A 268-nucleotide genomic window follows, 5' to 3' on the forward strand; every position below is an offset into this window, starting at 1 on the left:
TTCCACAGTAGCTCAGTGGTAGAGCTATCGGCTGTTAACCGATCGGTCGTAGGTTCGAGTCCTACCTGTGGAGCCATTTGGAGAGCTGTCCGAGTGGCCGAAGGAGCACGATTGGAAATCGTGTAGGCGGTTAACGCTGTCTCAAGGGTTCAAATCCCTTGCTCTCCGCCATTTTTATTTAATTAGCACAGTGGCCCGTTGGTCAAGCGGTTAAGACACCGCCCTTTCACGGCGGTAACACGGGTTCGAATCCCGTACGGGTCACCAT

General features: G+C 53.4%; 3 tRNA genes. All 3 read left to right on the forward strand.

The features are described 5' to 3' along the window. Nucleotide 1: 1 nt before the first annotated feature. The 3 genes from SB717_RS36275 to SB717_RS36285 all read left to right on the forward strand — a co-directional run bounded on the left by SB717_RS36275 (nt 2) and on the right by SB717_RS36285 (nt 267). Nucleotides 2–76 (forward strand) — tRNA-Asn (locus SB717_RS36275). 3 nt (nt 77–79) lie between these two features. Then, a tRNA-Ser gene (locus tag SB717_RS36280) sits at nt 80–171 on the forward strand. Nucleotides 172–192: 21 nt separating this feature from the next. Continuing rightward, nucleotides 193–267: transfer RNA gene (locus SB717_RS36285), tRNA-Glu, on the forward strand. Nucleotide 268: the final 1 nt, after the last annotated feature.

Origin of the sequence: Priestia sp. SIMBA_032 (assembly GCF_046535215.1) — a bacterium.
In the GTDB taxonomy this organism is placed as follows: Bacteria; Bacillota; Bacilli; order Bacillales; family Bacillaceae_H; genus Priestia; species Priestia aryabhattai.